Genomic DNA, 26,847 nt, shown 5'->3' on the forward strand with positions numbered 1-26,847 from the left:
CGGCTGCCTATCTTATGGAGAAAGATATGTCCACACTGACCCGATCCCCTGCTTGGCAAGCATTGAGCACGCATCAGCCGGATATGGCAAACCGCCCGCTACGCACCCTGTTTAGCGAAGACCCACATCGGTTCGACAAATTCTCGCTGCAATTTAAGGATATTTTGCTTGACTACAGCAAACAGCCGGTTGATGAAACGACAATTCGTTTATTGCTGGCACTGGCCAGACAGCAAAATCTGGCCGACTGGATGGCTCGCATGGCCAACGGCGACAAGATCAACTCTACTGAAAACCGGGCAGCATTGCACATCGCCTTGCGTGCCAATACACCTGTTTTTACAGATGGCGTGGATGTCACACAGGAGGTTAAACGCGTTTTACAGCAGATCGAACGGTTTACCGGAAAAATTCACAACAGCACGCACCGGGGCTATTCCGGCCTGCCAATTACCGATGTGGTCAATATCGGTATCGGCGGCTCCGATCTCGGTCCGGTGATGGCAACCGAAGCACTTAAGCCTTATCATGTGCCGCAACTGCAGGTTCATTGCGTTTCCAACCTTGACGGCGCGCATCTTTCCAGCATATTGCAGCCCCTTAATCCTGCCACAACCCTGTTCATCATCGCCTCCAAAACCTTCACCACCCAGGAAACACTCACCAACGCCCATTCCGCGCGGGAATGGTTTTTGGCCAGCGGAGGCAGTGAACAGGATATTGCAGCACATTTCGTCGCCGTTTCCACTAACCGCGCAGCTGTCAGCCAGTTTGGTATCGATCCGGACAATATGTTTGAATTCTGGGATTGGGTCGGCGGGCGTTATTCATTATGGTCAGCCATCGGCCTGCCAATTGCATTGGCAGTAGGAATGGACAATTTCCGTTTACTGCTAGCCGGAGCGCAGAAAATGGATGAACACTTCCTGACCACGCCTTTTGAGAAAAACTTGCCGGTTATGCTGGGATTGATTGCAGTCTGGCAAATCAATTTTTTTCATGTAACCAATCAGGCAATCCTGCCCTACGATCAATCCATGCACCGTTTTCCAGCTTATTTACAGCAACTGGAAATGGAAAGCTGTGGCAAACGTGTCACTCGTACCGGGGAAGCAGTTGACTACAGCACTGGTGCGGTGATCTGGGGCGAACCCGGTACCAACGGCCAGCATGCTTTTTATCAATTGCTGCATCAGGGCACGCAGAAATTTACAGCTGATTTTCTGGCACCGTGCCAATGCCAGCATTCGCTGCCCGAGCATCACCCTATGTTACTGGCGAATTTCTTTGCTCAAACCGAAGCACTGATGCGCGGAAAAAATGAACAGGAAGTCAGAGCCGAACTGATAAATCAAAATCTGTCTGTCGAAGCGATAGAACGCTTGCTTCCTCATCGCGTGTTTCCAGGCAATCGAGCTACCACCTCGATTTTGTTCAAAAAACTCGATCCAGCAACCCTTGGCATGTTGATCGCACTCTATGAGCACAAAGTATTCGTGCAAAGTGTGATCTGGGAAATCAATCCATTCGATCAGTGGGGAGTAGAACTCGGCAAGCAACTGGCGGGAAAAATCCTGGCTGAATTGGCTGCAGATAAACCGGTAACCGGGCACGATGCATCAACCAACAACCTGATCGATTTTTATAGAACACAACAATAAATCAGAACATATATCAAGCCATGCCTTCCTCTTCCCCTCGCAAAAATATACGGGTGTTATTTGTCACCCCGGAAGTTTTTCCATTATGCAAAACTGGCGGGTTGGGTGATGTCAGTGCCGCATTGCCTGTCGCATTGCGTGCATTGAAAATGGATGCTCGCCTGCTCTTACCCGGTTATCCAGCGGTACTGGCCGGACTGAAATCCAGACGCAAAGTGGCTACATTTGATCTGCAACCCCATTTCCCACCCGCCACACTACTTTCTTCCCGGTTACAGATTAACGAATCTGTCAGTGTGCCTTTATACGTTATCCATTGCCCAGCGCTTTATCAGCGTACAGGCGGAATTTATCTGGATGATACCGGGCAGGACTGGCCGGATAATGCACAGCGCTTCGGCTTATTATCAAAAATTGGCGCGCTTCTCGCCAGTGATGCCAGTCCGCTTGCCTGGGTACCAGATATCGTTCATTGTAACGACTGGCAAAGCGGATTGACGCCAGCCTATCTTCATTTCCATTCGGGAAAAAAAGCAGCCAGCCTGATAACGCTGCACAACCTGGCTTTTCAGGGTAACTTTCCGTCTGATGAGGTAGCAAAACTGGGTCTACCGGATGAAAGTTTCAGCATGCACGGCGCTGAATTTTATGGCAACCTGTCATTCCTCAAGGCAGGAATCTATTACTCCGACCATATTTCTACAGTTAGCCCTGGCTATGCCCGGGAAATCCAGCAGGAACCACTGGGATTCGGTTTGCAGGGGCTGTTGGCTAAGCGCAGCGACGATATTACCGGGATAGTCAATGGAATCGATACCGCCATCTGGAACCCGGCAACCGATCCATATCTTGTGAAAAAATATACCAGCAGGAATCTGTCGGCAAAAGCCGCCAATAAACTTGCCTTGCAGCAGACAATGGGGCTGGAAAATAACCAGGCGATTCCATTATTTGGAACCGTTAGTCGTCTCACACACCAGAAAGGCAGCGATATCATGCTGCAGGTAGCGCCCATGCTGGCTGATCTACCTGCCCAGTTAGCACTGCTGGGAAGTGGAGATGCACTGTTGGAACAACAACTGGCTGCCCTGGCACAAGCTTTCCCTACAAAAATAGCAGTCCGTATTGGTTATGACGAAGCCTTGTCACACCTAATCAATGCCGGCACGGATTGCTTTCTGATGCCTTCTCGTTTTGAGCCGTGTGGCTTGAATCAGATGTACAGCCAGCACTACGGCACCCCTCCCGTTGTACATGCCACTGGTGGACTGATGGATACTGTAGTGGATCTGACTCCTGAAACGCTGGCGGATAAAAGTGCAAGCGGCTTTCACTTTCACGAGATGACTGCTGATTCATTCATGGAAGGAATCAAACGAGCCATTAATGCTTATCACAACACCAGGCTCTGGAAAAACCTGCAGCGTAACGGCATGCAAAAGGATTTTAGCTGGCAGGCATCTGCTTCGGCATATCAATCCATTTATTCGCTGCTCATGCAGAAGAACAGGCCCGCCAGCACTGCGTGAAAGATCAGGATTGACTGAAATCGGATCGACGTCAATGCTATAATTTCGCTGATCTGGCGAACAACGCTGTCAAATTACTCAAGAACATCACTTCTGTGCATCTGATTTTATCCCCCGGGGGAGCAGTTTATTTCCGGCTTGGATCCCATACACCTGGCAATCCTTTATGGACAGCTGTGACGTTTGCGCACAGCGCACCATGCATTTCGATATTCACACATAACATCGTATTTAATCTGTTGGAGGAAGAATGAGTCATACCTTGTATGAAAGCAAAACACCGCGTGTACAACGCTGCGAGCTGGCCGTCCCCGGTTCCCGCCCTGAAATGTTTGAAAAAGCACTGAAAAGCGGAGCGGATTTCATATTTCTGGATCTGGAAGATGCAGTTGCACCGGATGACAAGCTCCAGGCAAGAAAAAATATCATCCAGGCCATCAATGATCTGGATTGGAAAAGCCATGGTGTCACTCTTTCTGTACGTATCAATGGGTTGGATACTCAGTATATGGTGCGCGATGTGGTTGATCTGGTTGAGCAGGCCGGGCACAAGATTGATACGCTGCTGATCCCCAAAGTCGGAGTTTATGAAGATGTCTACATGGTGGAAGCCATGCTCAATCAGCTCGAAATGCAGCAGGGGTTGAAAAACCGGATTGGGGTGGAAGCACTGATTGAAACCGCGCTGGGAATGGCCAATGTTGAAGATATCGCTCGCAAGGGAACTGCGGGACGTCTGGAAGCACTGCATTTTGGCGTAGCTGATTACGCCGCCAGCAATCGTGCCCGCACCACCAATATCGGTGGACTCAACCCGGACTACCCAGGTGATCAATGGCATGCTGCCATCAGCAGAATGACCGTTGCCTGCCGCGCATTTGGTCTGCGGCCGATCGATGGCCCCTTTGGAGACATTCAGGATCCGGAAGGGTTCAAGCTGGCCGCCAGGCGAGCCGCTGCATTGGGTTGTGAAGGAAAATGGGCTATTCATCCTTCCCAGGTTGTGCTGGCTAATGAGGTCTTTACCCCGCCAGCAGCTGAGATTGACAAGGCCAAGCGGATACTGGCGGCAATGAAAGAAGCTGCTGCTCAAGGAAAAGGTGCAGCAGCACTGGATGGCAAGCTGATCGATGCTGCCTCGGAAAGAATGGCAAACAACATCGTCAAAATGGCAGAAGCGATTGCTGCCAAAAGCAAATAAGTATTCAAGGAACCTCTGAAAAATAACTGCACTGAAATCAGACTAAGAATGCTCAGTTACCTGTGTAAATTGTGCTTTTTAGCTGATTTCGCTTTATCTGGCTATCACTCGCACTCTTTTTCAGAGTTTCCCTTAAACCCAACCATTTCATAAAATTCAAGGGAGAAGCTATATTGGATATTCATGAATATCAGGCCAAGGAAATTCTGGCTGAATACGGTATCAAACTGGCTGAAGGCGGATTGGCGTATTCGGTGGAAGAGGCTGTGCAACGCAGCCGGGAAATTGGTAGTAACGTCTGGGTAGTCAAAGCACAAATTCATTCCGGGGCACGTGGCAAGGCAGGTGCTATCAAGATATGCAGATCACACCAGGAAATCGAAACAGCAGCTGAATCCCTGCTGGGCAAGAAACTGGTTACGCATCAAACCGGTCCGACAGGCAAGCTCTGCTCGAAGTTATATATTGAAGCGGGCACAGACATTGCCCGGGAAGTGTATCTCGCGCTCATGATTGATCGCAGCCATGAACGTATCGTCATGGTTGGCTCCGCTCAGGGAGGAATGGACATTGAAACGCTGGCTGTCACAAATCCAGGTGCTATCAAGAAAATTCATATTGAACCGGCTGTCGGTTTGCAGGATTTTCAGGCAAGAACCATGGCTTTTTCCCTGGGATTGGATGGCGAGCTACTCAATCACGCCATCAAAACCATCAGGGGTTGCTATCGTGCCTTGCGTGATCTGGACGCCAATATTCTCGAAATCAATCCGCTGGTTGTCACACGGAATAATGAGCTGATCGCACTGGATGCAAAAATGAGTTTCGATGAAAACGCACTGTTCCGGCGTCACCGGGTTTCTGAGTTGCGCGATAACACACAGATTGATCCGCGCGAAGTTGCAGCAGCAGAGGCCGGCCTCAGTTATGTTGGACTGGATGGAGATATTGGCTGCATGATCAATGGTGCCGGACTTGCCATGGCCACCATGGACATGATCAAACTGGCCGGTGGCGAGCCTGCCAATTTCCTGGATGTGGGTGGTGGCGCCTCCGCCGAGCGGACTGAAAAAGCATTCCGGCTGGTGCTGGCAGACAGCAATGTAAAGGCCATGCTGGTCAACATCTTCGCTGGTATTAACCGCTGTGACTGGATTGCCGAGGGCGTAGTCCAGGCGGTGCGGAATATCGGAACAACTGTTCCTCTGGTTGTACGTTTGTCCGGCACTAATGTGGAAGAAGGCCGCCGCATTATCGCCGATAGCGGTCTGCCCATTATCACCGCAGAAACTCTGGCCGAAGCAGCCGAGAAAGCAGTACACGCACGCAACCAGGTCGTAGCCTGAATAACCGAAACCAGAAAGGGGAACAAAAAGTGGCAATTCTCATTAATGAGCGGACGCGGATCATCGTACAAGGTTTTACCGGCCGGATTGGCACCTTCCACGCTCAGGAAATGATCGATTATGGATCCAATGTGGTAGGAGGCGTAACGCCCGGTAAAGGGGGACAGAAACACCTGGGACTGCCAGTATTCAATACCGTCAGGGAAGCGGTTGAACAGGCTGGTGCGGAAGCCAGTATCGTATTTGTCCCGCCTGCCTTTGCTGCAGATTCCATCATGGAAGCAGCTGATGCAGGAATCAAATATTGTGTCTCCATCACGGATGGTATCCCGACCCAGGACATGATGACCGTCAAGAATTTCCTGCGCCTCTTTCCAAAACAAAACCGGATGGTATTGTCTGGACCTAACTGTTCCGGCACCATCAGTCCAGGGCGTTCCATGCTCGGTATTATGCCAGGGCATATTTACAGCCAGGGGATAGTCGGCGTGGTAGGCCGTTCCGGCACACTCGGCTATGAGGCCGCCGATCAGATGCGGCGACTGAATATCGGGATTTCCACCTCGGTTGGCATTGGTGGAGATCCGATCATCGGTAGCTCACACCGGGATATTCTGGAAAAACTGGAAGAAGATCCGGAAACCAAAATTGCATTGATGATTGGTGAAATCGGCGGCCCGATGGAAGTGGAAGCCGGACTATTCGCCAAAGAAAACATGCGCAAACCTCTGGTTGCCTATATTGCCGGATTAACTGCTCCTTCCGGAAGAAGAATGGGGCATGCCGGAGCAATCATCTCATCAACCGGCGAAAGTGCAGCAGAAAAAGTGGAACAACTGCAAGAACTGGGTGTTACTATCTGCCCGACCCCGTCCATGATGGGGGAAACGGTCGCAAAAGTGCTGGCTGGCCTCTGATTCAGCTTTGGATTCTCCTGTCCCGAGTAAAGAAAATCATCAATAATGATCTTGTTATTAAAATGCCGGAAGAGCATTATTCGCACTAAAATGGATGATTAAGTCATTTCGGGGCTGATTTACTTATACATCAGGAGACAGGAGATATCTTGGCATCCCCACGCGTGGTCACAAAAACTGAATCTGAAGAGCTTTCTCTTCGTCTGGCTGTCCTCATTGATGCTGATAATGCACAGGCTGCTGTCATCGAGGGGCTGCTGGCAGAAATTGCACGGTTCGGTGAAGCCACTGTAAAGCGTATATACGGTGATTTCACTGCTCCTGCCAGCGCTTCCTGGAAAAAAGTATTACAACGACATGCAATCAAGCCCGTTCAACAATTTGCCTATACTACCGGTAAGAATGCAACGGACAGTACCCTTATCATTGATGCAATGGATTTACTCTACACACGCAAATTTGATGGATTCTGTCTGATTACAAGTGATAGCGATTTCACAGGTCTTGCAATGCGGTTGCGTGAAGAGGGGCTCACTGTTTTTGGCTTTGGTGAGAAAAAAACACCTGAAGCATTCCGCAACGCCTGTCACAAATTTATATTTACAGAAATTTTACGTCCAGGCGGCGATACAGAATCTGATATAACCACGCACAAAGCAAGTGATGACTCAAAGAATGCCACTGTTCAGTCAGCCAACAATCAAGCAAAACCAAAACAGGTATTCCCAAAGAAATTTGTGCTCGCTGCACTCGAACAATCAAGTGATGATACCGGATGGGCGCAAATCGGAACCTTTGGGAGCTATCTCACAAAATTGCAACCCGATTTTGACTCCAGACTTTACGGTTATAAAAAGCTCTCGGATCTTGTCAAAGCAAGGATAGATCTTTTCGTGACAGAAGAAAGACAAGCGCCCGGAGCAACCCAAAAGATTTTATATCTTCGTGCAAAATAAAAGAATCCACCAATTCTCAGGTTCTATAGATATCTGGTCACAACCCTACAGTGAAATAATCTGAAAACTTTCCGGCTATAAACCCAGCAGAATATTGACGATTACAACAAAAATGGGTTATCAATTTCTGATAACCCGCTGCTCATACTAAAAATTAGCTGACTTGATGATAGTGAACGCTTTGCATATGCACTGTTTCAACCAGTGTTTTTGCATTTTCTGGCGGAGTGAACTGGGAAATGCCATGCCCGAGGTTAAATACATGGCCATGCCCATGACCATAACTTGCCAGTATTTTTCCAACTTCAGCAGCAATTGCTTCCGGTGAGGAAAACAATACAGCTGGATCCAGGTTGCCCTGCAAAGCTACTTTGTCTTGCGTACGCCGACGCGCTTCGCCAATGTCAATCGTCCAGTCCAATCCGATGGCATCACAACCACTGGCCATGATGGATTCCAGCCACAGCCCACCTCCCTTGGTAAACAGGATATTCGGGATACGTTCGCTGTCATGTTCACGTTTTAATCCTTCCATGATCTGGGTCATGTAACGCAGGGAAAACTCCTGATAGGCGGCATGGGATAGCGCACCACCCCAGCTGTCGAAAATCATCACTGCCTGCGCACCTGCTTCAATCTGGGCGTTCAGATAGACGATCACCGCTTGCGCTGTTACCTCCAGAATATGGTGCAGCAGATCCGGGCGTGTATACAACATGGTTTTGATCTGACGATAATCATTACTGCTTGCACCCTCCACCATATAACATGCCAGCGTAAACGGGCTGCCTGAGAATCCGATTAATGGCACTCGATTGTTCAGCGCCTTGCGAATTTCTGTAACGGCATCCATGACATAGCGCAAATGTGTACCCGGGTCCGGCACGATCAATGAGTGAATTTCTCGTTCTTCACGTAACGGGCGCTCGAAGCGTGGCCCCTCTCCTGTCGAAAAATATAATCCCAACCCCATTGCATCCGGGATAGTCAGAATATCGGAAAATAAAATGGCTGCATCCAGCGGAAATCTGTCCAATGGCTGCAAAGTCACTTCTGTTGCAAGTGCGGGATTTTTGCATAGGGCAAGGAAATCACCCGCACGCGCCCGCGTCTGGTTGTACTCTGGCAGATAGCGGCCAGCCTGGCGCATCATCCAGACAGGGGTATAGTCCACAGGCTGCCGCAGCAGTGCGCGAATAAAAGTATCATTTTCCAGTCTGGTCATTGTCTATATAGATTAAATCTCAAAAAGGTTTATAAATTAACGTAAGAAAAGAATCGTACATAACTGTACTTCTATCATCGTTCAGCGACTAGTGGTCAATCCAGTTTTCGCAACTGTTCATCAAGTTTTTTCAAGGTTGTGCTGAACGTGACCAAGCGCCCTTTTTCCTGCTGAACCACTTTTTCTGGCGCACGTTGGATAAAATCAGGATTGTCCAGCTTCACTCTGGCTTTGCTGATTTCAGCTTCCACCCGGAGTATTTCCTTGTTGAGGCGTTCACGTTCTGCCTTAACATCTATCTCTATTTTCAGCATCAACCTGAAATCACCCACCACAGCAACTGGTGCATCGGTATCCGGTAACCCACCTGGCAGGATATCCACTTCGGATAATCTGGCCAACGCCTGCAAGTGGGGAAAGAAATTTATCAATCGGGCACGATCACCTTCTATCAATAACGGTATACGGTCTGCCGGTGACAGTTTCATTTCTCCGCGCAACGTACGACAAGCATTCACGACTTCCTTGAGTAGTTGAATATCTGCAGCAGCTTGCTCGTCAATACGTAACTGATCAGGTTGAGGATAAGGCTGACACATGATACTGGCCCCCGTTTTACCTGCAAGCGGCGCAACTGCCTGCCAGAGTTCCTCTGTAATGAACGGGATGATCGGATGCGCTTGCCTTAACACCGTTTCCAATACCCGCACCAATGTACGGCGAGTGGCACGTTGCCGTGCTTCATCTTCACTGTTCAACTGTACTTTTGCCAGCTCTACATACCAGTCGCAGTATTCATCCCAGATAAATTCATACATCTCACGTGCAGCAAGGTCAAATCGGTACTCATTGAAAGCCTGTATTACGCTCTGTTCAGCTTGCTGCAAACGACCAATAATCCATTTATCCGCTGGTGAGAAATTCAGTGGCAGCCCTTCATCCAATCCTGTGTCCTTACCCTCACAATTCATCAGCACAAAACGGGTAGCATTCCACAATTTGTTGCAGAAATTGCGATACCCTTCACAGCGCTGTAGATCAAACTTGATATCGCGCCCATGCGAGGCCAGGCTGGCAAAGGTAAAGCGCAACGCATCGGCTCCGAATGCGGGAATTCCTTGCGGGAACTGCTTGCGTGTGGCCTTCTCGATGGATTCCGCCTGCTTGGGATTCATCAGGCCGGTCGTACGCTTTCTGATCAACTCCGTCAGTGCAACGCCATCAATCAGATCAAGCGGATCAAGTACGTTACCTTTGGATTTACTCATCTTCTGGCCTTCCGCATCGCGAATCAGGCCGGTGATATACACTTCCCGGAAGGGTACTTCGCCGGTGAAATGCAGAGACATCATCACCATACGTGCCACCCAGAAGAAAATAATGTCAAATCCGGTTACCAGCACGGATCCAGGCAAGAAGGTTTTAAGCTCAGGCGTCTGTTCCGGCCAGCCCAGTGTCGAAAAAGGCCATAACGCGGAAGAAAACCAGGTATCCAGTACATCTTCATCCTGATGCAGGTTTTCCTTACCAGACAGTTTTCTGGCTTCTTCCAAATCATATGCAACAATTACGTTGCCATCTTCATCGTACCAGGCTGGGATACGATGTCCCCACCATAATTGCCGTGAAATACACCAGTCCTGGATGTTTTCCAGCCACTGGTTATAGACATGCGCCCAGTTCTCCGGCACAAATCTGACCTGGCCGCTTTCAACCGCTGCCAGCCCCTGTTTGGCCAGGCCTTCCATCGCTAGATACCATTGATCGGTCAGCATGGGTTCAATCACCGTATTGGTCCGATCCCCACGCGGAATCATCAGTTTATGCGGGCGAGTTTCAACCAGTAATTCCTGTGCCTGCAGATCGGTAATAACTTTCTTTCTGGCATCAAAACGATCCAGTCCCTGAAATTCAACCGGGGCATTGTCATTGATCTTGCCATCCAGCGTAAAAATGCTAAGTGGTATCAGTTTGTGGCGCAACCCTACCTGATAGTCGTTGAAATCATGTGCCGGGGTGATTTTTACGCACCCTGTACCAAAAGCGGGATCAACATAGGAATCTGCAATAATCGGAATTGTGCGCTCGGACAACGGCAGGCGCACATGATGTCCGATCAGATGCCGGTAGCGTACATCCTCCGGGTGTACTGCCACCGCCACATCACCCAGCATAGTTTCAGGCCGTGTAGTAGCAACAATCAGACCTTTCTCACCATTTTCTGCCCGATGTTCGAAAGGATAAAGAATGTGCCAAAGCGATCCCTGTTCCTCAACTGACACCACTTCCAGATCGGAGACTGCTGTTTGCAATACCGGATCCCAGTTAACCAGGCGTTTGCCACGGTAAATCAACCCTTCTCGATACAGACGAACGAATACTTCAGTTACCGCACGGGAAAGCACTTCATCCATAGTAAAGCGTTCGCGCGACCAGTCACAGGAAGTTCCCATACGGCGCATTTGCCGGGTAATGGTGGAGCCGGATTCTTCTTTCCATTGCCAAACTCGCTCCAGAAAAGCTTCACGACCCATTTGGCGGCGATCCTTTCCTTCCTGATCCAGCTGGCGTTCAACCACAATCTGCGTGGCAATCCCGGCATGATCCGTGCCCGGTTGCCACAATGTGTTGTCACCCAGCATACGATGATAACGGATCAGTGCATCCATCAGGGTATGCTGGAAAGCATGCCCCATGTGAAGCGTACCGGTAACATTGGGGGGCGGCAGCATGATGCAATAGGCATTAACCTCCTCCCGTTTGGCTGGACTAAAGTAGCCAGCGGTTTCCCAGACCGAGTACCAGTGATTTTCTATATCCTTTGGATCAAAGCTTTTTGCGAGTTCCATGACAATCAGACACAAAGTAAACCGGTAGAATGAAACCGGCCATTATAACGAACGAAGGCAAGATTAAATATTTTTGGGCAGCCGTTTCCCCAGAGCTTGAATCAAGGTCAACCGTTCAGCAGGATTCAGACTGATACATGCTTCCCTTAATGCTGCATCAAAAGCGAAATACAACAGCTCGGAAATTTCTGTTGGGGATGGCCATTCATCTATCGTCAGTGTCACCTGATCAGTCAAAACAGGAATCCCGTCAATATCGGGTGCTGACTCGGCAATATCCCCGGGCAATTCACCGGATACGGAAGGAAGCTGTTCCAGGGAGTCAAATGAGCTCACAATAATCTGCTCTACAGGCTGCATGAGAGAAGATTGTTCCTGTCGATGTCTGCGCAACATTGAATCTATTTTATTCAGCAGGATTTCATCTTCCGGTTCCTGCGTTATATCGGGTTGATCATCCGCCACCAGATTGCTCCTGATCAGATAGTAAACTCAAAGTCCGAGAATACAGAGAGCTTCTGCATAGCTCGGAATCAGTTAATTTTCCTCAAGCCGATGATGGCGAATGTCGTGTCCCAACTCTTGGTAGCGCCGGTACCGTTTGCGTGCATGCAGCTTGCTGTCCTCTATTTCATCAACAATTTCAACGACCCGCTTAAAATGTTCAAATCCGGATGGAATTGCCGCATCCAGATTAAGCAACACATCGAAGTAAGCCACTTCCGGCATTTCTAGCTGATTATTCAGGATCACTGGCGTCACCCCCGCCAGTTTGTCATCTGCCTGGCAGTGTGGGACAAAACTGGTTGGAGAAAACGTCCAGAGCAACTTATCAAACCGGTTTGCCAATTCTGCATCCGGAATATAAACAACTGTTTTCAATCCCTGCTGTACTGCTTTCGAACACAAACGACAGGCGATCAGCAATCTGTCGGTTGCGCCCGTGTAAAAATCAATCTGTGTCACACCTGCCCGCAGAAATTAGAATACCAGCTGATTAATGCTGTTGTGCACGATCGATCAGAAATTGTGTTAGTAGCGGAACCGGACGTCCGGTCGCACCCTTCTCCTTGCCGGATTTCCACGCTGTTCCAGCAATATCAAGGTGCGCCCAGCGGTATTTCCTGGTAAAACGTGAAAGAAAGCAGGCCGCGGTAATCGCTCCTCCCCAGCGACCGCCGATATTGGCCATATCGGCAAAATTACTTTTGAGCAGTTCCTGATATTCCTCTCCCAGTGGTAGCTGCCAGGCACGATCAGATGCCTTTTCCCCAGCCTGAAGCAGTTCCTGAACAAGCGGCTCATCGGTACCCATCAGGCCACTGACCACATGCCCCAGGGCGACCACACAGGCCCCCGTTAGCGTGGCAATATCAATCACCACATCCGGATTGTAACGTTCGGCGTATGTCAGCGCGTCACACAGAATCAATCGTCCCTCTGCGTCGGTATTCAATATCTCGATTGTCTGCCCGGACAAACTGGTAACAACATCCCCGGGTTTGGTTGCATTGCCACCTGGCATATTTTCGGTTGTGGGAATGATGGCTGTTACATTGATAGGCAACTTCATTTCCGCTACAGCAGTCAGCGTACCGAAAACACTTGCTGCGCCGCCCATATCGTATTTCATTTCATCAAGATCAACTGCCGGTTTCAGTGAAATACCGCCGGTATCAAAGGTGACACCTTTCCCAACCAGTACAACTGGTTTCTCGATGCCTTCCCGGCCATGATACTCCAGTACGATCAGCTTGGCCGGCTGATGGCTGCCACGTGCCACAGCCAGCAATGCACCCATTCCGAGCGCTTCCATATCTTTTTCTTCCAGCACGGAAAGTTTGAGATTGTATGTTTTGGCCATTTCGCCAGCCTGTTCGGCCAAATAGGTCGGAGTACAGATATTGGGCGCAAGATTACCCAAATCTTTCGTTACATTCATACCACACGCAATAGCTGCTCCCTGCTTAAATGCTTGTTCTGCGCCTGCCCTTGCAGCTTCATCCCCGATAAGAAAGATAATTTTCTGCAGGGATGGCTGACGTTCCTCACGTTTACTTTTGAGCCGATCAAAGCGGTACACACTTTCTTCTACCAGGAGGGTTGACTGCAGTACGCTCCAGGCAGTATCTCTTCCTTTTACAATCAAATCCGCCACACACAAACCGACATCTTTGACCCCTGTCTGATGCAGTGCTTTAAAAGCTGCACGAATGGCCTCCAGGAATACCTTTTCTACGTATTCTTCCTCCTTGCCCAGCCCGACCAGCAACACTCGCTTGCTTCCAATAGCCGGGACGTTGTGCAGCAGTAAAGTTGTATTTGCTCTACCGTCCATGTCTCCCTGGTCAAGCACCTTGGTTAGATAACCTCTGCACATTTCGTCCAAAGCTTTGGCCGCCTCAGTCAACTTACGGGACTCGAACACACCCGCCACGATACAGTCACCATAATATTTCCCCAGATCGCCCGCTTGGATTGCGAAGTCCATGCTTTACTCCTGTTTTATTTGTTTATTTTTGACAATAAATATGAACCGGACTATGGTCATGTCTCTGATTTAAAATTAAAAAACCGAATTCCCTGCCATAATATTCGGAATTATGCTTTTGACATTCAGCACAAATAGGTTTACTTAGCGGCTCTTTTCCAGTATTTCCATGGAATTATATCGGGTAAAATTATTTTTCCCTGTAAATCCGGAATGAGTAAGCAAACGCTCTATTCACGTCCTTGGTAATGGAAACATGAAAGAAAATCTGCTCAAGCAATTGCGGTTCTGTACCAATTTGCCTAGCCTGCCTTCTGTTGCGCTCAAGATTATTGATCTTGCCGGTAAAGCAGATACCAGCCTTACGCAGATCAATCATTATATCTCGCATGATCCTGCGCTTGCCGCCAAAATTATCAAGACAGCCAATTCCCCTCTGTATAAATCCAGATATCCGATCAATAACATCAGCCAGGCTACCAATATTCTCGGAACTTACGGTGTTATTACAATAGCATTATCCTTCTTGCTGGCAGATTCTCTGATAAAACAATCCAGAGAGAAGCTGGGCATGACTGGCAACAATAGCTTCTGGCGCCGCTCGATCACTTCTGCGCTGGCCAGTCGCACTTTGGGCAAACGTCTGGGAATGGACAAAATACTGGATGATCTGTTCCTGGCCGGGCTGCTGCAGGATATTGGCATTCTCGCCTTTCACGCTCTCATGCCTGAGGATTACCCACCGGTATTTTCGCTTACTGAGGACCACAATGCCCTTCTGGAAGCTGAACGCCAAACATTCGATATAGGACATGACGAACTGGGCGCAGCATTACTTGAATACTGGAAATTTCCCAGCTACGCACCTGCCGCCTGCCGGAGCAGCCATACTGCACCAGATATCCCTAATGCTGGCATCAACGAATGTGTTGCAGTATCTGGCTACATTACGGATTATTTCCTGTCGCCTGACAAAAAAGAAAAAATTGATGAAACAACCCGCATAGCGGAGGCCTATTTGGGGCTCGACGGACATGCATTGATAGAAGTTCTGGAAGCCATGCAGAATGATCTGCACCATGTGGAAGAGCTATTTGAAATCACTATCCTGAACCCTGCCCACCTTGACAATATCATCACTGAGGCCCGAGAGTTACTGACAGTGCGAGCTATGATCAAAGTGCGCGAGCTTGAAGACAAAATTCAGCATGACGGCCTGACCGGCGCGCACAACCGCGCCTACTTCGATGGGGCATTCCGGAGTGAATTTCAGCTTTCAATTCAGCAGGGAACGTCTCTTGCTCTGGCAATGATTGATATTGACAACTACAAAACTTTTAACGATACCTATGGGCATATTGCAGGAGACGGTGTGCTGGTAACTGTAGCCAAAGCTATTACTGATCAGATTCGTCAAACCGATATTTTCTGCCGGTATGGTGGTGACGAATTTGCTCTGATACTCCCGGGCACGACTCTTTCGGCTGCACGTCACATCCTGGCAAGGGTCATGGAAAGTATCGCTACAATTGCCTATAAACCGAATGAAGCCAGTACTATCCGCATCACGGCTTCAATTGGCCTGGCTATCAATATGGATAAGGAAAAGTCTTTTGATCTCCAGAGTGAAATGCTGGAAGCAGCCGATAGAGCACTGTATGCCGCCAAGTATGCAGGTCGTAACCGGATTGTTGAATGGAATCCGGCGCTGACTTCACCCTTAAAAACCTGATCGCACCTACCCGGCCGATATTCATATAGTACGACATTCCATGTATAGTGCCTGCATTCGTCACTTAATCAAATTAAAATAATTCTCATGAATCTTATTATTCAAGGTACAGATATACAGAACAATGATTTACGGGCAATTGCCAAACTCGCACAAGCCAGTCAGATTGATCGCATCACCGGGGAAGCTTTCCGGATGATAAATGCTCAACTGCATCCGGATATTCCTGACTATTGTGAAGAGACCAACCTGGATCATGCTTTTGTTCCGGCAGGCAAAAAATTAAGCGATTTTGGTTTAATCTCTATGGATATGGATTCAACCCTGCTCGCCATCGAATCCATTGATGAAATTGCCGACATGCACAATGTCAAACCGCAGGTTTCCGCCATTACTCAGAGCACTATGCGCGGAGAAATCAGTTTTGCCGAAAGCCTTATCCGCCGTACCGCCCTGCTTGAAGGGCTGCCACAGGAAGCACTACAGAAGGTTTACGATGAGCGCGTGCGATTGAGCCTGGGGGCTGAAAAAATGCTGCAACGCATGCAATCCGCTGGTATTAAGACCATGGTAATCTCGGGCGGCTACACTTTCTTCACCGATCGGGTCAAAGATCGGCTCGGGCTGGATTATGCATTCGCCAATACTTTTGAAGTACAGGATGGGAAACTGACCGGACGAGTGTTGGGCAACATTATCGGTTCATCCGGCAAGGGAGAAATCTTGAAACGGATACGGGATGAGCTCGGCCTCAGGAAAGATCAGGTCATTGCTGTCGGCGATGGCGCCAATGATCTGAAAATGCTGGAAGAATCAGGAGTTGGCATTGCCTTTCATGCAAAACCTGTATTAAAGGAAAAAGCAACCTTTTCTCTTAATCACGTCGGTCTCGACGGTATCCTCAACCTGTTTGAGTAAATCAATCCCCTGCTTTATACCGTAAGGCAGGGGGACACCACTCCTGTTTCAATAGCCGGGTTCATAGATCAAAGCTTGCACATTTGCTTCCAGATCCTCAGGCAGATTTCCACCCGCCAGGCTATCCTGCCAAGCCACCTGACAAACTTTGATGGCAATGCCCTGTGAAATATCGCGTACCCGGGCAATATCCGGATAAATTGATCCACGCTCGATTTCCCCAGACAAAACACGATTTGCCAATTCTTCAGCAGCAACCAGAAACATACGTTCAACCACCAGACGCGCACGGCTGGCCATGACACCTAACCCGATTCCAGGATAGATATATACATTGTTTCCCTGCGCCGGGTAATGGGTTCGTTTATTAAATGTTACCGGCGCAAACGGGCTGCCGCTGGCAAAAATAACCCGTCCTTCACTCCACCGGTAAGCCTGTTCAGCAGTACATTCCGTATGCGAAGTTGGATTGGAAAGCGCAATAATCACGGGGCGTTCCTGGCAACGGGCCATCTCGCGAATAACTGCTTCATTGAACGCACCCGCTGTTCCTGTTGCGCCAATCAGCACATCCGGCTGGATAGCGGTAATCGCATCAACGAAACTCATTGCCTCACGTTCGCTCACAAACGGACAAATACGCGGTTTAATCAGCTCATGTGCAGCTGTCACCAAACCCCGTCTATCAACAAAACTAATTCTAGAGTGAGCCTCGGCCTCACCCAGTCCGGCCGCCTTGAATGCCGGCAGCAGCAATTCGGCCACACCGGTTGCAGCAGATCCAGTTCCCAGTAACATGATTTTCAGATCAGCAAACGATTTGTGTGTAATCCGGCAGGAAGCATAGATACCCGCCAGCGTCACTGCAGCTGTGCCTTGAATATCATCATTGAAACACCGAACTGATGCGGCATAGCGATCCAGCAAGGTAAATGCATTCCGACTGCTGAAATCCTCAAACTGGATCAACGCATCCGGATACCGATGCTGTACCGCTTCCACAAATTCATCCACCAGCGATAGATAATCCTGTCCGACCAGCCGGGGATAGGGATAACCCAGATAGAGCGGATCCTCTCGCAGTGCCTGATTACCGGTTCCAACATCCAGCATGACCGGCATACATCGATCGGGATAAATCCCGGCACAAGCTACATACAGAGATATTTTGCCGATTGGTATTCCCATACCATTTGCTCCCAAGTCACCCAGGCCAAGAATTCGCTCGCCATCTGTAACAACGATAATTTGCACATCGGTTTCTGGCCAGTTTTTGAGCCGGGATATAATTTCCCCGCGATCTTCCGGCGTAATGTAAAACCCTTGCGGCTTTCTGAAAATATGTGAAAGCTTTACACAAGCCTCGCCCACAGTGGGCGTATAGACCAATGGCATAATTTCACCAATATGATCGACCAGAGTGCGGTAAAACAGCTGTTGGTTGCGTTCGAGCAGATCATTCAGATAAATGTATTTTTCGATATTGCTGCTTTTGTTGCGCAGATTGGCCAGTACCCGTTGCTGCTGTTTTTTAATATCCGTCACGCCGTATGGCAGTAACCCTTGCAAGCCGTAATGTTCACGCTCCTCTCGGGTGAAAGCGGTGGATTTGTTCTGCACCGGATCGTTCAGTAATGTCTTGCCATATAATGATTTCATGATATTTTCCTGGTCAGGATGTGTTGGATATCACCATCCTCTTGATTACGTCCCAAAGCGGTCAGGCATTGATTTCAACTAGCGTGCCAACAGACACCCGTTCAAACAGATCTAATAGATCGTGATTATGCATCCGGATACAGCCGATCGATCCGGGTTTACCCATCTCCGCGCTGTCTGGACTGCCGTGAATATAAATGTAGCGCCGCATGGTATCGACCGAACCCAGGCGATTAAATCCCGGCTCACACCCTGAAAGCCAGAGAATGCGTGTCAGAATCCAATCCCGATTCGGGTGATTGGCCGCCAGCTCTGATGTATAGATTTCTCCAGTGGGACGACGCCGGACAAACACTGTATTAACAGGTACATTCTGTCCAATCTTGGCACGAATAATATGCTTTCCCAAAGGTGTGTGAAAACTGCCACGTTGCTGTCCAGTACCATTTTTTGCGGAAGAGATTGGGTAACACCTGACAATATGTCCTGTTACATCCTGTAGAGTCATTTGTTGCAACGAAATATCAACGATAATTTTCATGGTGTATCGCGCTCTTTTGTACTGCGCCGGATAATGAAAAACTGTTTCAGCAAGGTACTCGCTTCATCCGCCAGAACACCCTGACTAACCACCAAGTGATGATTAAGCCGGGTATCAGCAGGCAAATCAAGCAAACTGCCACACACACCGGTTTTTGGATCCTCCGCAGCATAAACCAGCCGTTTGATTCTGGCATGAAACATTGAACCGATACACATCACACAAGGCTCAAGTGTGACATACAGCGTACATTCTGGCAGCCGGTAATTTCCCAGTTTGTTGGCAGCATCACGCAAGGCCATGATTTCAGCATGTGCCGTCGGATCCATTAACGTAACAGGACAGTTATATCCGTAACCTGCAATCTGGCTATTTCTGACCACAACCGCACCGACTGGAACCTCCCCTGAGTCGCCCGCTACACGGGCAAGATCCAGCGCCTGACGCATGAAATACTCATCTTCTGCCTGAACCGGCACCCGGATAACCTGTACTTTCATCAGTTTTTTTATGCTAAATTGCTTTCCGGAGAAACTCGGATTGAATCATGACTTATACCAGACAGCCCAATAACACTACCATCCTCCAGGCAGGGGAAGAATTGCGCACCTTGCGTGATTTGTTGCGTTTTGCAGTAAGCTATTTCAACCGATCCGATCTTTTCCTGGGACACGGTCTGCCGACTGCTTATGATGAAGCAGCGCTTCTGATTATGCACGCACTGTATCTGAACGCTGATCAGCTGGATCTTTTTATGGATGCCATGCTTACATACAATGAGCGTGATCAGGTTCTCCGTATCATTGAACGACGTGCCAGGGAAAAAATACCGGTTGCCTATCTGACGCACGAAGCCTGGCTGGGTGATTTTAATTTCTATGTTGATGAACGTGTCATCATACCGCGTTCATTTATTGCTGAATTGCTACATGATCGCCTGTCTCCCTGGGTAATAGATCCACATGACATCAATTCAGCACTTGATTTATGCACTGGCTCCGGCTGTCTCGCCATTTTACTGGCACACGCCTTTGAGCAGGCACAAATCGATGCTGTGGATATTTCTTCCGATGCACTGGACGTGGCATCCATAAATATCAGAAATTATGATCTGATGAACCGGATCAACCTGATCCATGCGGATCTTTTCACCAGGCTGCAAGGTAAAAGATACGATCTAATCATCAGTAATCCTCCCTATGTCAATGCTGTATCCATGGCAATGCTCCCTGAAGAATATCGCCACGAACCCGCTATCGCCCTGGCAGGCGGACTTGATGGGCTGGATATTGTTCACCGAATTCTCAGAGAAGCAGCCGACCATCTGACCGAAAACGGCTTGCTGATCATGGAAATCGGCCACAATCAAGCCGAAATCGAGCAAGCATTTCCCCAGCTGTCCTGTACCTGGTTGGAAGCCAGTGCAGGAGATCAGTTTCTTCTAATGGTGAGACGATGCGACTTGTAAGCGTAGAAAGGAATTTGTCTGGAAGCGAGCTAACTGATCAGCGCCAGTAATCGTTCGACTTCTGTATCGACCAGCTCCAGCCACATACCGCGCTTAAGTCTGGGCGGGAGATTAACGGGGCCAAACCTGACACGCATCAGGCGGCTGACTGTTATCCCCAGCGCTTCGAACATTCGGCGAACCTCACGGTTTCTACCTTCTTTCAGTACGATGCGATACCAGTGATTCGTTCCCAGCCCACCTTCATCAAGCAACTGATCAAATTTTGCTGAACCATCTTCCAGTTCAATACCAGTAGTCAAATGAGTAATTTGTTCCGGGGACAGCTCCCCAACAATGCGAACTGCGTACTCCCGTTCCATCTGGTAACGCGGATGCATCAGGCGATTGGCCAAGGCGCCGTCGGTTGTAAAAATAAGCAATCCGCTGGTATTAAAATCCAGCCTGCCTATTGCTATCCATTTGGAAGACTGAATGTGCGGCAATTTATCGAATACCGATAGCCGCCCCTGTGGATCACGCGCACTGACAATTTCCCCCTCCGGCTTGTGGTAAATGATAATCCGTGGCAAAAGTGCAGGCATGCTAAGTCGGATAATTCTTCCATCAATCCGTATCTTATCCCCGAGCCCAGCTCGATCGCCGAGTTTTGCCGTCGTATTATTGATACTCACACGACCGGCTGCAATCATGGCTTCAATTTCCCGTCGGGAACCCAAGCCATTGCGTGCCAGCAACTTCTGTAACCTGTCAGTTTCGGCAGGAGGTGCAGCGCTGAGGTTCTTCGAGGCAGGAGGTGATCTGTGCGTGCGCCTGGGCTTTTGATTCTTTAGCCGATTAACCGACATGAATATAAGTCCTGTGTTGTAGTCGGTCTGTCAAAAACACGCAGCCAAACAATTTAGAAAGGAAATTTCATTCCTGCCGGCAATCCCAGGCCACTGGTTACACTCGCCATATGTTCCTGTGTTGCAGCTTCTACCCGACGTACGGCATCATTCATCGCAGCTGCCACCAGATCTTCGAGCATTTCCTTATCATCTCCGATCAGGCTGCTATCGATATTGATCCGCTTTACATCATGGCGACAAGTCATGATCACTTTAACCATACCTGCTCCTGCCTGGCCCTCAACCTCAATCGTTGCCAGCTTTTCTTGCATAGCCTTCATGTTTTCCTGCATTTGCTGGGCCTGCTTCATCAGATTGCCCAAATTGGCTTTCATCAATTTACAATCTCCGTTAATTAATTGGTTTAATGGAATAAATATTCAATTTTGCGTCAAATTGTTCGATCAGTTCCTGAACATAAGGATCCGATTTAATCGCCTCAACTGCCTGGGATTGCTTTGCGAGCTTATCGCGATCCTGTAATATAGCTGGAGTAACACCAGTAATACTCCCCAGCGAAAAAATCACTTCAACGGGTTTCCCAAAATGAGACTCCAGTTGAAATTTCAACTTGTCCTGATAGGATTTTTCCAGCAGATGTTTGTGCATTTCTGCCACACACAATTCTATTCTGTTTGCAGAGAAGTGTTTTGCTTCACTGTACTGTGCCAGCATCCGTGTCATCCCACTCAATTCCAATTGGTTTACCAGCGCAAGCCAGGCGTCATTCGGAGAATCGTTCTCTATTGATTTTTCCTGCTTCCTGGAATCTGCAGGCAGCTCAGATTTAATTTTCCGAGTGATATTGGCATTGGTACTTGCGTGCACCGGATGACTGGATTGTTGAGAATGAGGCATAAAGGCCAGCATCCGCATTAATGTCATGGTAAAACCACTGTACTCATCCGGAGCCTGACCAAGATCAGCACGCCCGTGCAATGCAATCTGATAAAACAGTTGAATATCCTCGGGCGTGAAACATTTTACCAAGGCGAGCAACCTGTCACTCTCCGGCTGTTCTTCATCAAGCATCTGTGGAACGGTCTGAACTATTGCCAACCGGTGTAGCAATGCTGCCAGATCCTGCAAGGCAGAATCAAATGATACACTCGCCGCTTCTAGCTGATCAGCAATAGCTAACAATGCCGCTCCATCCTGCTCCGCCAGTGCTTCCAGTAATGCGAACAAATGATCCTGATCCAGCGCTCCCAGCATCACACGAGTATTTTTTTCATCCACTGTGGCGTTACCGAGTGCAATGGCCTGATCTAGCAGGCTCAGAGCATCACGCAAACTTCCTTTCGCAGCTTTTGCCAGCAACTTCAAGGCAGTCGCATCCGCCACAATTCTCTCCATGGAGAGAATCTCGGACAGACGCGTCACGATCAGAGAAGGAGGTATCTGCTTCAAATTGAACTGCAGACAACGAGATAATACAGTAACAGGTATTTTTTGAGGATCGGTGGTGGCAAGAATGAATTTGACATGCTCTGGCGGTTCTTCCAAGGTTTTGAGCATTGCGTTAAATGCTGACTTGGAAAGCATATGCACTTCATCGATCAGATAGACTTTGTACCGTGCCGTAACTGGTGCATATTGTGCGTTATCCAGTAGCTCACGCATGGCATCCACTTGTGTATTGGATGCTGCATCCAGCTCAATCAGATCAACAAAATTTCCTTGATCAATTGCCAGGCAAGCCGCACACTTGCCGCAAGGTGTGGCAGTAACTCCCTGTTCACAATTCAGGGCCTTTGCCAAGATTCTGGCTACCGTTGTCTTGCCAACCCCGCGCGTACCCGTAAACAAGTATGCGTGGTGCAACCGGTTTTGCTCCATTGAGTTGACCAGTGCTCTTACAACGTGTTCTTGTCCAACCAGCCCCGTGAAGTCTTTGGGGCGCCATTTGCGGGCAAGTGCCTGAGAATCCGTCAAGGTTTTTTATCGAGAAGAGATTATTACAACCCGGATTTATTATGAAGCTGCAAAGAAACAGACTCTGCAATCTGTATAAAGACAGGTGGCGAGCCGAACCCCCGGCACTTGTAAAAAATAGCTGTGGCTGCTTCCTTCCGGATCTGACCAGATTCACTATCTTACAATGCGGGGAGGCCCGCCATGCGCTCATTCTACCTTAAGATAGCACCTGAATACAGTATGTTTCAGACTACATAATAAAAAAATAGAACAACGCCGTAACTGCAAAGCAAGCAACTGCCATCAGAAACCTTACAGAAATAAGAATACCGTGGCCGGATTATAAAATCTCCCTTAAGATCCACCGTAGCTTTTCCGGTTTAACTGAGTCTTATGATCCGCGTACCTGCCAGCTTATCATGCAGAAATTGCCGGTCACGATTAAATAAAGCCCACAGCAATCCAAATCCCAGAAAACTAATGCCTATTACAGCCATGAGGTAGCGCACCATCGCCTGTTGCATAGTAACTTTTCCACCATTCTCAGAAACAAGTCGTAACTTCCAGGTTTGCATGGCCAGCGTTTGGCCACCATGGGTCCAGAACCAGATGAAATAGATACCACCAATACACAATAGATAAAACTGAAACAAGGGCCTAAAGTATTCAGCTGATGTATCCCGAAAAACGAGGTGGAACAGGAAGGCCGCGATAAACCATACACCCAGCAGCAACAAAAATTCGTAAGCCAGCGCCAGTATACGACGCCCAAACCCCGGTATTGATCCTTCCATCAGCATATTCTCTTGTACCGGTTATTGATTCTTTCCCAAGGTTTCATCTACTAAAAAGAGGCGTATCACCATTAGAAAAAACACATATTTACCGTCAGGATAGCTTACGACAAACCCACAATGCAGCAGTGAATAACAGCACAGCACCAGCCTGGTGTGCTGTAGCAAACGTCAGGGGAACCGACAATAATAACGTCGTAATCCCAAGCCCTGCTTGAATGAGCAACATCAACAGCAGGAGATGACAAGCCAAGCGACCAGAATAAGACAATGATAACTGTTTTGCCTTGAACCAGAACCATGGTATAGAAAAAATAAGCAACCAGGCAATCAAGCGGTGGTCAAATTGTACTGTAGTGATGTTATCAAAAAAGTTTCGATACCAAGGTTCCAGCACAAACATAGCGGGAGGAATCAGAAAGCCGTCCATCAAGGGAAATGTGTTATACGCCCTCCCGGCATGAATACCCGCTACCAATCCTCCGGACAATACCATAACGAATATCAGTCCAGTCAGCATCCAGGCAAACTTTTTAAGTTTATGTACGGATACCGGGTCTGACAAATGAGTATTTAAGGGAGAAATCAATCCGGTAGCCACCCAGAACATAGCAGCATAAATAACAAAAGCGAGACCAAGGTGTGCAGTCAGCCGATACTGACTGACATAAACATTATCTGCCAGTCCACTCATAACCATATACCAGCCCATTAACCCTTGCAAAGCACCAAGCGCGAATATACCCAGCAGCTTTAAACCAAGTAAACGATCAATCCGTTTGCGCACCATGAAATAGACAAATGGTATGAAATAAACCAGACCAATCAGGCGACCAAGCAAACGATGAAAATATTCCCACCAGAATATTCCCTTGAATTCATCCAGCGTCATACCTTTATTAACTTGTTCGTATTGAGGTATCTGACGGTACTTCTCCAGCAATACTTCCCAATCTTCCTGGCCAATAGGTGGAATCGTTCCAACTATTGGCTTCCATTCAACGATCGATAGCCCGGAACCTGTCAGACGCGTTACTCCACCCACAACAATCATGGCAAACACCAACGCACAGCAAATCAGCAACCAGATAGCAATAGGCATATGATTTTGAGTATATTTATCAGAAATTGCCGAAGGAACGGAGTTAGATGAATTTGTTTGCATAAATATTAATCAGGAATGGCGCATACGCAACAAGCGCTGCTTATCACGTTCCCATTCTTTACGTTTCTCACTTTCACGTTTATCGTATTGCTTTTTTCCCTTGGCAAGGCCAATTTCCAGTTTGATTTTACCTGCTTTATAATGCATATCTAAGGGAACCAGAGTATAGCCCGCACGCTCTACTTTGCCGATGAGTTCTTTGATCTGGAAAGCATGCAACAACAGTTTGCGTGTTTTTACGGGGTCAGGATTAACATGTGTCGATGCTGTCGGCAGCGGACTAATATGACATCCTATAAGAAATAACTCACCCCTGCGGATAACTATGTAAGCTTCTTTTAACTGAACCCGACCGGCACGAATTGCCTTAACCTCCCATCCTTCCAGCACAATGCCGGCTTCATATTTTTCTTCAATGAAATAATCGTGGAAAGCCTTTTTGTTTTGTGCAATGCTCATTCAAAACAGCTGGAAGAAAATATATGCATATAAAAATATTTGATTAGCGCATTAGTGTATCAGTTTTCTGTATCTTTACACCCAGACTATGAGAATACAACATTATGACTGAAATAGAAAAAACTGTATTGGTGGGGTATTCATCTGCCCAAATGTTTCATTTAGTAGATACCGTGGAGAACTATCCCGACTTTCTACCCTGGTGCTCGGGGGCATCAATGAAACTCATGGAGGACAACGAAACAGCACACGCAACAATAAATATCGACTACCATCTTGTAAAACATAGCTTTACTACGAAAAACAAACGCCACCCACCCGACTTGATAGAAATGGAACTGCTTGAAGGGCCTTTTGAAAAGCTTAATGGCTACTGGCGCTTCATTCCTTTAACAGATACTGCTTGTAAAATTGAATTTAAATTACATTACACATTTTCTCACAAACTTTTAGAAAAGCTGATCGGTCCAGTATTTTACATAATAGCCAATAGTTTTGTAGAAGCTTTCGTGGAACGAGCGGAAGAGATTTATGGACCCAGTATTTAGGAAGGATTTTATTATCATAGAGATAGTCGCTGCACTGACCGAACGACATTTTATCAAACGACTTCAAGTTCCAAAAGGAACTTTAATTAATCAAGCAATTAAACTTGCAGAAATGAAAGAGTTCTATCCTGAGATCGATTGCTCAACTCTTAAAATAGGGATTTATGGAAAAGTGGCCTGCTCAGAAACTGTGCTCCAGCAAAACGATCGCATTGAAATTTACAGACCTTTAATCTCAGATCCCAAAGAAAAACGCAAGCTGAAAATCAAGTCAGAATATAATAAAATAAGGAGATCATGATCCCAATAGCTTTTTATGCTAATTTCAATCAGTTAAAAATCAACTAACAGAATCATGGTGCCGCAGAGAGGAGTCGAACCTCCGACTTGCTGATTACGAATCAGCTACTCTACCAACTGAGTTACTGCGGCTTCGTGAAATAATAAAATTGTCAGGCTAATGCGAAATATATTTAGAAGGGACAAATTAAAATCACTCCAATCAATTATTTACCTGGAAATATTGAAATGGAGTGATGTAGCTAAATAGTTATGTTTTAAATATGAAAAAATAGATAAAA

General features: G+C 47.8%; 25 protein-coding genes, 1 tRNA gene and 1 other RNA gene. 11 read left to right on the forward strand and 16 right to left on the reverse strand.

From position 1 onward, the window contains the following. Window positions 1–26 precede the first annotated feature (26 nt). The 6 genes from pgi (at window position 27) to C8R14_RS07210 (ending at window position 7,610) form a co-directional block, all read left to right on the forward strand. Window positions 27–1,661: a glucose-6-phosphate isomerase gene (pgi, locus tag C8R14_RS07185; RefSeq protein ID WP_011633722.1), complete on the forward strand. Its 1,635-nt coding sequence runs from the start codon at window positions 27–29 to the stop codon at window positions 1,659–1,661. A gap of 20 nt (window positions 1,662–1,681) precedes the next feature. Then, window positions 1,682–3,190, forward strand: coding sequence for a glycogen synthase GlgA (glgA, locus tag C8R14_RS07190; RefSeq protein ID WP_011633721.1), 1,509 nt, complete (start codon window positions 1,682–1,684; stop codon window positions 3,188–3,190). A 250-nt stretch (window positions 3,191–3,440) separates the two neighbouring features. Continuing rightward, window positions 3,441–4,391: an HpcH/HpaI aldolase/citrate lyase family protein gene (locus tag C8R14_RS07195; protein WP_011633720.1), complete on the forward strand. Its 951-nt coding sequence runs from the start codon at window positions 3,441–3,443 to the stop codon at window positions 4,389–4,391. A gap of 173 nt (window positions 4,392–4,564) precedes the next feature. Continuing rightward, complete coding sequence (locus tag C8R14_RS07200; RefSeq protein WP_011633719.1) at window positions 4,565–5,737, forward strand: malate--CoA ligase subunit beta; 1,173 nt, start codon at window positions 4,565–4,567, stop codon at window positions 5,735–5,737. Window positions 5,738–5,766: 29 nt separating this feature from the next. Beyond that, window positions 5,767–6,654: a succinate--CoA ligase subunit alpha gene (gene sucD / locus C8R14_RS07205; protein ID WP_011633718.1), complete on the forward strand. Its 888-nt coding sequence runs from the start codon at window positions 5,767–5,769 to the stop codon at window positions 6,652–6,654. Between the two features lie 149 nt (window positions 6,655–6,803). Beyond that, window positions 6,804–7,610 carry an NYN domain-containing protein gene (locus C8R14_RS07210; RefSeq protein WP_011633717.1) on the forward strand — a complete coding sequence of 269 codons (807 nt, stop codon included), beginning with the start codon at window positions 6,804–6,806 and terminating at the stop codon, window positions 7,608–7,610. Between the two features lie 154 nt (window positions 7,611–7,764). Here the strand turns inward: C8R14_RS07210 and hemE are convergent, their stop codons facing one another. The 5 genes from hemE to C8R14_RS07235 all read right to left on the reverse strand — a co-directional run bounded on the left by hemE (window position 7,765) and on the right by C8R14_RS07235 (window position 14,175). Next, window positions 7,765–8,835: a uroporphyrinogen decarboxylase gene (gene hemE / locus C8R14_RS07215; RefSeq protein WP_011633716.1), complete on the reverse strand. Its 1,071-nt coding sequence runs from the start codon at window positions 8,833–8,835 to the stop codon at window positions 7,765–7,767. A gap of 95 nt (window positions 8,836–8,930) precedes the next feature. After that, complete coding sequence (locus C8R14_RS07220; RefSeq protein ID WP_011633715.1) at window positions 8,931–11,684, reverse strand: valine--tRNA ligase; 2,754 nt, start codon at window positions 11,682–11,684, stop codon at window positions 8,931–8,933. A gap of 63 nt (window positions 11,685–11,747) precedes the next feature. Next, complete coding sequence (locus C8R14_RS07225) at window positions 11,748–12,149, reverse strand: hypothetical protein (protein WP_011633714.1); 402 nt, start codon at window positions 12,147–12,149, stop codon at window positions 11,748–11,750. A 72-nt stretch (window positions 12,150–12,221) separates the two neighbouring features. Further along, on the reverse strand, window positions 12,222–12,650 hold the full coding sequence (locus tag C8R14_RS07230) for a DNA polymerase III subunit chi (protein WP_011633713.1): 429 nt from the start codon (window positions 12,648–12,650) through the stop codon (window positions 12,222–12,224). A 31-nt stretch (window positions 12,651–12,681) separates the two neighbouring features. Then, window positions 12,682–14,175 (reverse strand): leucyl aminopeptidase, encoded by a 1,494-nt coding sequence (locus C8R14_RS07235; RefSeq protein WP_011633712.1) that lies wholly within the window; start codon window positions 14,173–14,175, stop codon window positions 12,682–12,684. Window positions 14,176–14,431: 256 nt separating this feature from the next. Between C8R14_RS07235 and C8R14_RS07240 the strand changes: the two genes are divergently transcribed. Beyond that, complete coding sequence (locus tag C8R14_RS07240) at window positions 14,432–15,907, forward strand: GGDEF domain-containing protein (protein ID WP_011633711.1); 1,476 nt, start codon at window positions 14,432–14,434, stop codon at window positions 15,905–15,907. 87 nt (window positions 15,908–15,994) lie between these two features. Then, the gene (serB, locus tag C8R14_RS07245) at window positions 15,995–16,825 is read left to right on the forward strand and encodes a phosphoserine phosphatase SerB (protein WP_011633710.1); all 831 of its coding nucleotides are present in this window, start codon (window positions 15,995–15,997) and stop codon (window positions 16,823–16,825) included. A gap of 48 nt (window positions 16,826–16,873) precedes the next feature. On the opposite strand, the gene C8R14_RS07250 is transcribed toward serB, so the two are convergent. From C8R14_RS07250 to tadA, 3 genes are read right to left on the reverse strand one after another with little or no spacing between them, the layout of a single operon-like run. After that, window positions 16,874–18,487 (reverse strand): NAD-dependent malic enzyme, encoded by a 1,614-nt coding sequence (locus tag C8R14_RS07250; RefSeq protein WP_256212009.1) that lies wholly within the window; start codon window positions 18,485–18,487, stop codon window positions 16,874–16,876. A gap of 58 nt (window positions 18,488–18,545) precedes the next feature. Further along, on the reverse strand, window positions 18,546–19,025 hold the full coding sequence (locus tag C8R14_RS07255) for a L,D-transpeptidase (RefSeq protein ID WP_011633708.1): 480 nt from the start codon (window positions 19,023–19,025) through the stop codon (window positions 18,546–18,548). Then, window positions 19,022–19,525 carry a tRNA adenosine(34) deaminase TadA gene (tadA, locus tag C8R14_RS07260; RefSeq protein ID WP_011633707.1) on the reverse strand — a complete coding sequence of 168 codons (504 nt, stop codon included), beginning with the start codon at window positions 19,523–19,525 and terminating at the stop codon, window positions 19,022–19,024. The genes C8R14_RS07255 and tadA overlap by 4 nt, the downstream gene beginning before the upstream one ends. Window positions 19,526–19,572: 47 nt before the next feature. Here tadA and prmB point away from each other — a divergent pair, with 47 nt between their 5' ends. After that, window positions 19,573–20,493, forward strand: a complete 921-nt coding sequence (gene prmB / locus C8R14_RS07265) for a 50S ribosomal protein L3 N(5)-glutamine methyltransferase (protein WP_011633706.1) — start codon at window positions 19,573–19,575, stop codon at window positions 20,491–20,493. Between the two features lie 29 nt (window positions 20,494–20,522). On the opposite strand, the gene rluB is transcribed toward prmB, so the two are convergent. The 7 genes from rluB to smpB all read right to left on the reverse strand — a co-directional run bounded on the left by rluB (window position 20,523) and on the right by smpB (window position 25,718). Then, window positions 20,523–21,341: a 23S rRNA pseudouridine(2605) synthase RluB gene (gene rluB, locus C8R14_RS07270; RefSeq protein WP_011633705.1), complete on the reverse strand. Its 819-nt coding sequence runs from the start codon at window positions 21,339–21,341 to the stop codon at window positions 20,523–20,525. Between the two features lie 53 nt (window positions 21,342–21,394). Then, entirely contained in the window at window positions 21,395–21,718 is a 324-nt protein-coding gene (locus C8R14_RS07275; RefSeq protein WP_011633704.1) for a YbaB/EbfC family nucleoid-associated protein, read from the reverse strand. 16 nt (window positions 21,719–21,734) lie between these two features. Further along, window positions 21,735–23,318, reverse strand: a complete 1,584-nt coding sequence (gene dnaX, locus C8R14_RS07280) for a DNA polymerase III subunit gamma/tau (RefSeq protein ID WP_011633703.1) — start codon at window positions 23,316–23,318, stop codon at window positions 21,735–21,737. A gap of 84 nt (window positions 23,319–23,402) precedes the next feature. Next, an RNA gene (ffs, locus tag C8R14_RS07285) (signal recognition particle sRNA small type) lies at window positions 23,403–23,501 on the reverse strand. 179 nt (window positions 23,502–23,680) lie between these two features. Further along, window positions 23,681–24,094, reverse strand: a complete 414-nt coding sequence (locus C8R14_RS07290; RefSeq protein WP_041353681.1) for an RDD family protein — start codon at window positions 24,092–24,094, stop codon at window positions 23,681–23,683. A gap of 94 nt (window positions 24,095–24,188) precedes the next feature. After that, a complete protein-coding gene (locus tag C8R14_RS07295; RefSeq protein ID WP_011633701.1) occupies window positions 24,189–25,259 on the reverse strand; it encodes a COX15/CtaA family protein in 1,071 nt (356 codons plus the stop codon). A 9-nt stretch (window positions 25,260–25,268) separates the two neighbouring features. After that, on the reverse strand, window positions 25,269–25,718 hold the full coding sequence (smpB, locus tag C8R14_RS07300) for an SsrA-binding protein SmpB (protein WP_011633700.1): 450 nt from the start codon (window positions 25,716–25,718) through the stop codon (window positions 25,269–25,271). A gap of 104 nt (window positions 25,719–25,822) precedes the next feature. Here smpB and C8R14_RS07305 point away from each other — a divergent pair, with 104 nt between their 5' ends. Together C8R14_RS07305 and C8R14_RS07310 are read left to right on the forward strand one after the other, a co-directional pair. After that, window positions 25,823–26,266, forward strand: a complete 444-nt coding sequence (locus tag C8R14_RS07305; RefSeq protein ID WP_011633699.1) for a type II toxin-antitoxin system RatA family toxin — start codon at window positions 25,823–25,825, stop codon at window positions 26,264–26,266. Then, on the forward strand, window positions 26,250–26,567 hold the full coding sequence (locus C8R14_RS07310; RefSeq protein WP_011633698.1) for an RnfH family protein: 318 nt from the start codon (window positions 26,250–26,252) through the stop codon (window positions 26,565–26,567). The genes C8R14_RS07305 and C8R14_RS07310 overlap by 17 nt, the downstream gene beginning before the upstream one ends. Window positions 26,568–26,622: 55 nt before the next feature. On the opposite strand, the gene C8R14_RS07315 is transcribed toward C8R14_RS07310, so the two are convergent. Beyond that, window positions 26,623–26,698: transfer RNA gene (locus tag C8R14_RS07315), tRNA-Thr, on the reverse strand. Between the last annotated feature and the right edge of the window lie 149 nt (window positions 26,699–26,847).

It is taken from the genome of Nitrosomonas eutropha (assembly GCF_003201195.1).
Classification (GTDB): Bacteria; Pseudomonadota; Gammaproteobacteria; order Burkholderiales; family Nitrosomonadaceae; genus Nitrosomonas; species Nitrosomonas eutropha.

What these genes read in the sequence shown, in the direction of transcription:
- C8R14_RS07195 (WP_011633720.1), top strand. Translation starts at nt 3,441, where the DNA reads ATGAGTCATACCTTGTATGAAAGCAAAACACCGCGTGTACAACGCTGC.
- C8R14_RS07255 (WP_011633708.1), bottom strand. Translation starts at nt 19,025, where the DNA reads ATGAAAATTATCGTTGATATTTCGTTGCAACAAATGACTCTACAGGAT.
- C8R14_RS07275 (WP_011633704.1), bottom strand. Translation starts at nt 21,718, where the DNA reads ATGAAAGCCAATTTGGGCAATCTGATGAAGCAGGCCCAGCAAATGCAG.
- pgi (WP_011633722.1), top strand. Translation starts at nt 27, where the DNA reads ATGTCCACACTGACCCGATCCCCTGCTTGGCAAGCATTGAGCACGCAT.
- C8R14_RS07235 (WP_011633712.1), bottom strand. Translation starts at nt 14,175, where the DNA reads ATGGACTTCGCAATCCAAGCGGGCGATCTGGGGAAATATTATGGTGAC.
- prmB (WP_011633706.1), top strand. Translation starts at nt 19,573, where the DNA reads ATGACTTATACCAGACAGCCCAATAACACTACCATCCTCCAGGCAGGG.
- glgA (WP_011633721.1), top strand. Translation starts at nt 1,682, where the DNA reads ATGCCTTCCTCTTCCCCTCGCAAAAATATACGGGTGTTATTTGTCACC.
- tadA (WP_011633707.1), bottom strand. Translation starts at nt 19,525, where the DNA reads ATGAAAGTACAGGTTATCCGGGTGCCGGTTCAGGCAGAAGATGAGTAT.
- serB (WP_011633710.1), top strand. Translation starts at nt 15,995, where the DNA reads ATGAATCTTATTATTCAAGGTACAGATATACAGAACAATGATTTACGG.
- smpB (WP_011633700.1), bottom strand. Translation starts at nt 25,718, where the DNA reads ATGAGCATTGCACAAAACAAAAAGGCTTTCCACGATTATTTCATTGAA.
- hemE (WP_011633716.1), bottom strand. Translation starts at nt 8,835, where the DNA reads ATGACCAGACTGGAAAATGATACTTTTATTCGCGCACTGCTGCGGCAG.
- C8R14_RS07240 (WP_011633711.1), top strand. Translation starts at nt 14,432, where the DNA reads ATGAAAGAAAATCTGCTCAAGCAATTGCGGTTCTGTACCAATTTGCCT.
- C8R14_RS07290 (WP_041353681.1), bottom strand. Translation starts at nt 24,094, where the DNA reads ATGGAAGGATCAATACCGGGGTTTGGGCGTCGTATACTGGCGCTGGCT.
- C8R14_RS07305 (WP_011633699.1), top strand. Translation starts at nt 25,823, where the DNA reads ATGACTGAAATAGAAAAAACTGTATTGGTGGGGTATTCATCTGCCCAA.
- C8R14_RS07310 (WP_011633698.1), top strand. Translation starts at nt 26,250, where the DNA reads ATGGACCCAGTATTTAGGAAGGATTTTATTATCATAGAGATAGTCGCT.
- rluB (WP_011633705.1), bottom strand. Translation starts at nt 21,341, where the DNA reads ATGTCGGTTAATCGGCTAAAGAATCAAAAGCCCAGGCGCACGCACAGA.
- C8R14_RS07295 (WP_011633701.1), bottom strand. Translation starts at nt 25,259, where the DNA reads ATGCAAACAAATTCATCTAACTCCGTTCCTTCGGCAATTTCTGATAAA.
- C8R14_RS07220 (WP_011633715.1), bottom strand. Translation starts at nt 11,684, where the DNA reads ATGGAACTCGCAAAAAGCTTTGATCCAAAGGATATAGAAAATCACTGG.